At 71.0% G+C, this 5,506-nt stretch carries 6 protein-coding genes; 3 read left to right on the top strand and 3 right to left on the bottom strand.

All coding sequences use genetic code 11. The features are described 5' to 3' along the window. Positions 1-745 (bottom strand): AraC family transcriptional regulator ligand-binding domain-containing protein (locus P3W75_RS06030; protein WP_276226455.1); only part of this gene is annotated, 745 nt, incomplete at its 3' end. 81 nt (positions 746-826) lie between these two features. Between P3W75_RS06030 and P3W75_RS06025 the strand changes: the two genes are divergently transcribed. Together P3W75_RS06025 and P3W75_RS06020 are read left to right on the top strand one after the other, a co-directional pair. Beyond that, the gene (locus tag P3W75_RS06025; protein ID WP_276226454.1) at positions 827-1,693 is read left to right on the top strand and encodes a sterol desaturase family protein; all 867 of its coding nucleotides are present in this window, start codon (positions 827-829) and stop codon (positions 1,691-1,693) included. Beyond that, a complete protein-coding gene (locus P3W75_RS06020; protein ID WP_276226453.1) occupies positions 1,690-2,286 on the top strand; it encodes an NADPH-dependent FMN reductase in 597 nt (198 codons plus the stop codon). The genes P3W75_RS06025 and P3W75_RS06020 overlap by 4 nt, the downstream gene beginning before the upstream one ends. 5 nt (positions 2,287-2,291) lie before the next feature. Here P3W75_RS06020 and P3W75_RS06015 read toward each other — a convergent pair whose 3' ends face one another. Next, positions 2,292-3,167, bottom strand: coding sequence for a LysR family transcriptional regulator (locus P3W75_RS06015; RefSeq protein WP_276226452.1), 876 nt, complete (start codon positions 3,165-3,167; stop codon positions 2,292-2,294). Between the two features lie 144 nt (positions 3,168-3,311). Here P3W75_RS06015 and P3W75_RS06010 point away from each other — a divergent pair, with 144 nt between their 5' ends. Then, positions 3,312-4,844 (top strand): MFS transporter, encoded by a 1,533-nt coding sequence (locus tag P3W75_RS06010; protein ID WP_276226451.1) that lies wholly within the window; start codon positions 3,312-3,314, stop codon positions 4,842-4,844. On the opposite strand, the gene betI is transcribed toward P3W75_RS06010, so the two are convergent. Continuing rightward, complete coding sequence (gene betI / locus P3W75_RS06005; RefSeq protein ID WP_276226450.1) at positions 4,841-5,479, bottom strand: transcriptional regulator BetI; 639 nt, start codon at positions 5,477-5,479, stop codon at positions 4,841-4,843. The two genes, P3W75_RS06010 and betI, sit on opposite strands and share 4 nt — an antisense overlap. Between the last annotated feature and the right edge of the window lie 27 nt (positions 5,480-5,506).

The raw sequence follows: 5,506 nt of genomic DNA, 5'->3' as shown, positions 1-5,506 counted from the left end.
GCGCCGCGGCCTGCTCCTCCAGCCCCGGCACCCGCCCCTCCCCCAGCGCCCGGCGCATGCCCTGGGCCAGGCGCCCGGCCCAGCCACTGAGCTGGCGCTGGCTGGCCAGGCGCCGTTCCAGTTCCTGGCAGACCACTTCCAGCATCCCGGCGTGGCGCGACAGCAGCGGCAGCGCCAGGTCGTCGCGGGCGTAGCACAGGCGGTTGCCGGGGCAATCGAAGGCCACCCGCTCGCCGAAGAGTTCCCGGTAGCGCGCGTGATAGGCCGGGCGTGGGTGGGCGAACTCGATGCGTGACGGCCACAACGGCAGGCCGCTGGCCTCGCGGATCAGGGTCAGGCTCATGACGAAATAGTGCTCGACGGTGAAGCGCGCCAGGGCCGGCGGCGCCTCGATGAACACTTCGACGCCGGCGTCGGCGGCGCTTTCGACGTAGCTCAGGTTGTCCATGTCCGAGGCCAGCCGGGCGTAGCGGGCCCAGAAACGCAATGCCGCGTCGACGTCGGCGCAGTAGCCGCAGCCGTGGGCCAGCACGTGGCGGTCCTGCGGGGTGAACAGGCCGAACAGGTTCAGGCCGATGGCCGGGTCGTGCAGCTGCGCCTCGGCCAGCAGCTGTTCCAGGGCGACCATGCTGTAGTCGCCCTCGCGGCGCGGCCGCACGCCCTCCAGGTAGCGTTCCAGCACCCGGCCCAGGGCGCCGCGGTGGTAGCGCTGCAGATTGGCCACTTCCAGGGGATTTCTGTCCATTTCCCGCCTGACGCTGTGCGCGCCCCATGGTTTCTCATAGTTCGTACGTCGCCCGCAGGGGCAAACCAACAAGAGAGTGCCATGAACTCCGATCTGCTCGCCAACAACCCGACTCCGGTCGTGGTCGCCATCTTCGTGTTCTTCGTGCTGCTGGAACTGGCCTGCGCGCGCTTCCGCCAACCCAAGGCGCAACGCCGCGACGCCATGCTGGAAATCTTCGGCTCGGGCATCCTGCTGGCGGTCACCTTCCCGCTGATCCTGACCGTCACCAACCTGCTGCTGTCGCGCTACGCGCCGCAGGCCAGGGACTGCCTCGCCGGGCTGCCGTGGTACGCCGCCCTGGGCCTGTTCCTGGTGCTGGACGACATGACCCAGTACTGGTGGCACCGCCTGACCCACCACGTGCCCTTCCTCTACGCCCTGCACCGCGCCCACCATTCGGCGCCGTACATGAGCATCCGCATCGTCTACCGCAACAACAGCTTCTATTACCTGCTGATGCCCGGCATCTGGCTGACCAGCGCCCTGGTCTACATGGGCCTGGCGCAGTTCTACTTCGGCTACCTGATCGTCAAGATGACGGTGATCTTCGCCGCTCACAGCAGCGTGGCCTGGGACGACCGGCTCTATCGCATCCGCGCCCTGCGTCCGCTGATGTGGCTGCTGGAACGGACCATCTCCACCCCCGCCACCCACTCCGCGCACCACGGCCTCAACGCCGAAGACGGCGTCACCCACTACAAGGGCAACTTCGGCAACCTGCTGTTCCTCTGGGACGTGCTCTTCGGCACCGCGAAGATCACCCGCCGTCGCCCGCCGGCCTACGGCATCGAAGACATGCAGCCGGTCAGCTGGCGCCAGGAAGTGTTCTGGCCGCTGGTGCGCGACCCGCAAGCACAAACGCAAACCCAACCCCAATCCGAGCACAGCCCCGAGGCCGCCCGATGAACCTGAACGTCACCCTGATCGCCGGCTCCAGCCAGCACCCCAGCCAGTCGGCCAAGGTCGCCCATTACCTGGCCGGGCGCCTGCGCGCCCTGGACCTGTGCGGCGAGCCCCACGTCGTCGATCTCGGCCGCACGCCGCTGCCACTGTGGCCGGCGCCGATCGAGAACGCCGCCTGGGTCGAGCAGTCCGCCCAGCTGGAGCGCGCCGATGCCCTGGTGGTGCTGACCCCGGAATGGCACGGCATGGCCTGCCCGGCGCTGAAGAACCTGTTCCTCTACGCCGGCTACCGCGAGCTGGCGCACAAGCCGGCGCTGCTGGTGGGGGTGTCCGGCGGCCTGGGCGGCGCCTACCCGCTGTCCGAGCTGCGCGCCTCCAGCTACAAGAACTCGCGCATCTGCTACCTGCCCGAGCAGCTGGTGATCCGCCAGGTCGACCGGGTGATGAACGGCGCCCAGGCGGAAAGCGACGACGACCTGCGCATCCGCCGCCGCGCCGACTGGTCGCTGCGCGTGCTCGCCGAGTACGCACGGGCGATGGCCGGCCTGCGCGAACGCATCGAGCTGGAGCACAGCGACTTCCACAACGGCATGTGAGCCGTTCAGCCGCGCGCCTGCTGGCGGACCCGCTCGATATAGCGGGCCACCGCCGGGGCCTTCTCGAAGCGCCGGTGCAGCAGCGACAGCCAGGAGCTCGCCTGGCTGTCGGCGATGCGCCGGTAGTTCACCCGCGGCAGGCTGATGCGCCGCAGCACCGACTCCGGCACCACCGCCACGCCCTGGCCTAGCGAGACCAGCGCGATCACCGCCACCAGGCTGCCCGGCTGCGGCCCCAGGCGCGGCACGAAGCCGCCCTGGGCGGCCACTTCCAGGGTTCCGGAAATCTGCTCGGGGAGGATGAAGGTCTCGCCCGCCAGGCGCGCCGCCGGCAGCTCCGCCAGCTCGTTGAGGCGCGACGACTCCGGCAGCGCCAGGACGAAGCCCTCGCTGTGCAGGCGGATGGCTTCCAGTTCCGCCGGCAGTTCCATCGGCGAGCGCACGTAGGCCAGGTCCAGGCCGCCGTCGCGCACCAGCGCCGGCAGTTCGGCCATCGGCGCCTCGCGGATGTTCAGTTGCACCGCCGGGTGCGCCGCGGCGAAGTCGCTGACCTGCTCCTGCAGCACCCCGGAATAGGCCGCCGAGGCCACGTAGCCCAGCTCGATGTGCCCGGCCTCGCCGCGCCCGGCGCGCTGCGCGCCCAGCTGCGCGGCGTCGAACTGGCGCACCGCCTGCTCGGCCTCGACCGCCAGCGCCTCGCCGGCGGCGGTCAGGCGTACCTCGCGCTGGCTGCGCTGGAACAGGCGCACGCCGAGCTCCTTTTCCATGTCCTGGATCTGCCGGGTCAGGGTTGGCGGGGCGATGCCCAGTTGCTCGGCGGCGCGGGTGAAATGGCCGTGGCGGGCGACCGCGAGGAAGTAGCGGAAGTGACGGATTTCCATGGGGCCTCGTTAGCTGCGGGCTAATGACGGAAGCCGCCGCGGCTAACAAGCCCGGCGCCCGGCGGCGTTACCGTGACAGGCAACACTACAAGGCCGGCGCCACGGCGCAAAGCCCGGCGCCCGGCCCGCTCCAGGAGCCTTGCCATGCCCAGCCGCCCCTCCGCGCGCTTCACCCTGTTCACCGCTTCGGCGGTGTGCGCGCTGATCATCCTCGACACCAACATAGTCGCCGTCAGCCTGCCGAGCATCGCCCGCGACCTGTCCGGCTCCTTCGCCGACATCGAATGGGTGGTCAGCGCCTACCTGCTGGCCTTCGCCGCCTGCCTGCTGCCGGCCGGCAGCCTGGCCGACCGCTTCGGCCGGCGGCGCATGCTGCTGCTCGGCCTGGTGCTGTTCGGCGCCGCCTCGCTGGCCTGCGGCGCCGCGCCCAGCCTGGCCTTCCTCGACGCCGCGCGGGCGGCCAAGGGCGCCGGCGCGGCGTTGCTGCTGACCGCCGCCCTGGCAGCCATCGGCAACCGCTTCCACGAGCCGCAGGAACGCCTGCGCGCCTGGGCCTTCTGGGGTGCCTGCATGGGCGCGACCATCACCTTCGCCCCGCTGCTCGGCGGGCTGATCGCCGGCAGCCTGGGCTGGCGCTGGATCTTCTACCTCAACCTGCCGCTGGTGGCGCTGCTTGGCGCATTGGCCCTGCGCAGCATCGAGGAATCCCGCGACAGCGCCGCCGCGCGCCTCGACCCGTTGGGCAGCCTGACCTTCGCCGGTGGCCTGGGCTACCTGATCTGGGCGCTGATCGACGCCAACCGCGTCGGCTGGGACAGCGCGCCGACCCTCGCCCGGCTGCTGCTGGCCGGTTTCCTGTTGAGCCTGTTCGTGCTGGTGGAGCGCAGCCAGGCGCGGCCGATGGTCGACCTGCGCCTGCTGCGCAGCGGCCGCTTCGTCGGCGCGCTGCTGGGCATGTTCGCCTACGCCGCCTGCGCGCAGGTGATGATGACCCTGCTGCCGCTGTACCTGCAGAACGGCCTGCAACTCTCGGCGCTGGCCGCCGGCGCCGGCATGCTGCCGTTCGCCCTGGCCATGCTGCTCACCCCGCGCCTGGGCCTGCGCCTGGCCGCGCACCTGAGCCCGGCCCGGCTGTTCGCCCTGGGCCTGGTGCTGGTCGGCGCCGGCAACCTGCTCTGCGCCCTGGCCGCGCGCCACGGCGGCTACCCCGCCTTCGCCCTGGCCAGCCTGGTACTGGGCGCGGGCGCCGGGCTGCTCAACGGCGACACGCAGAAGAACATCATGGCCTGCGTGCCGCGCGAACGCACCGGCATGGCCTCGGGCCTGAGCACCACCACGCGCTTCGGCGCCATCGTCCTGGCCATCGGTATCCTCGGCGGCGTGCTCGCCGCGCGCAGCGCACAGCTGCTACGCGAAGCCCTGGCCAGCGTGGCCCCGGCGCAGCTCGACCAGGCCACCGAGATGGCCACCCGCGTCGCCGCCGGCGACCTCCCGGCGGCCCTCGCCCTGCTCGACCCGGGCCTGCGCGAAAGCCTCGCGCCGCTGGCGCGCCAGGCGTTCATTGGCGGTTTCGAAAGCGTGCTGCTGGTGGCCGGCGTGGCGGCGCTGGCGTTCGCCCTGGTGGTCGGCGCGCTGCTCGCCAGGCCGTTGCCGCAAGCCCTGGCCCAGGCGGCCTAGGCCGGGTCGCCACCGATCAGCAGTTGCGCGGTCTGCAGGCAGCACTTCTCCGCCCTGCGGGCGCTGAAGGCCTTGTGGTCCAGCGCCCACTCCAGCCAGAAGCCGTCGATCAGCGCGGTGATGATCAGCGCGCCGCCCTTGGCGTCGATGGCCAGCGCGCGTTCGGCGGCGATGGCCTTGAACACCGCCTCCAGCTCCTTGCGATAGTCGGCGTAGAGCCGGCGGTTGAGTTCGCGCAGCTGCTCGGAGGACACCGCCGCGCCCCAGAAGCCGAGCCAGGTGGTGAGGATGAATTCGTTGAAGATGCTGCCGCGGAACGACGAGCGGATGATCGCGATGAGGCGCTCCACCGGCGTGCCACCCTTGGCCTCCAGGTAGGGCCGGGTTTCCTCGCGCAACTGGTTGGTCAGCTCCTGGTAGGTGGCGAGCATCAGCTCGTCCTTGCTGGAGAAGTGGTGGCCGATCAGCCCCACCGAAACCTCCGCCTCGTCGCAGATGCGCTCGATGGTGGTGCCCGAGTGGCCGAACCGGGTGATGCAGCGCATGGTGGCTTCGACGAGGGCCTTGCGCCGGGTCTCCGGGTCGACCCTGGTCCTGCGCTTGCGGGGCTTGTCGCCCGGACTGTCCACGCTCATAGATGAATCCGCTTCGCTCACTGGAAT

This window comes from Pseudomonas citronellolis, assembly GCF_029335315.1.
Taxonomy (GTDB): domain Bacteria; phylum Pseudomonadota; class Gammaproteobacteria; order Pseudomonadales; family Pseudomonadaceae; genus Pseudomonas; species Pseudomonas citronellolis_A.
This window is presented reverse-complemented; position numbering and strand designations above follow the sequence as displayed.

Coding starts and splice junctions, on each gene's coding strand:
- P3W75_RS06025 (WP_276226454.1), top strand. CDS start 827: ATGAACTCCGATCTGCTCGCCAACAACCCGACTCCGGTCGTGGTCGCC.
- P3W75_RS06020 (WP_276226453.1), top strand. CDS start 1,690: ATGAACCTGAACGTCACCCTGATCGCCGGCTCCAGCCAGCACCCCAGC.
- P3W75_RS06015 (WP_276226452.1), bottom strand. CDS start 3,167: ATGGAAATCCGTCACTTCCGCTACTTCCTCGCGGTCGCCCGCCACGGC.
- P3W75_RS06010 (WP_276226451.1), top strand. CDS start 3,312: ATGCCCAGCCGCCCCTCCGCGCGCTTCACCCTGTTCACCGCTTCGGCG.
- betI (WP_276226450.1), bottom strand. CDS start 5,479: ATGAGCGTGGACAGTCCGGGCGACAAGCCCCGCAAGCGCAGGACCAGG.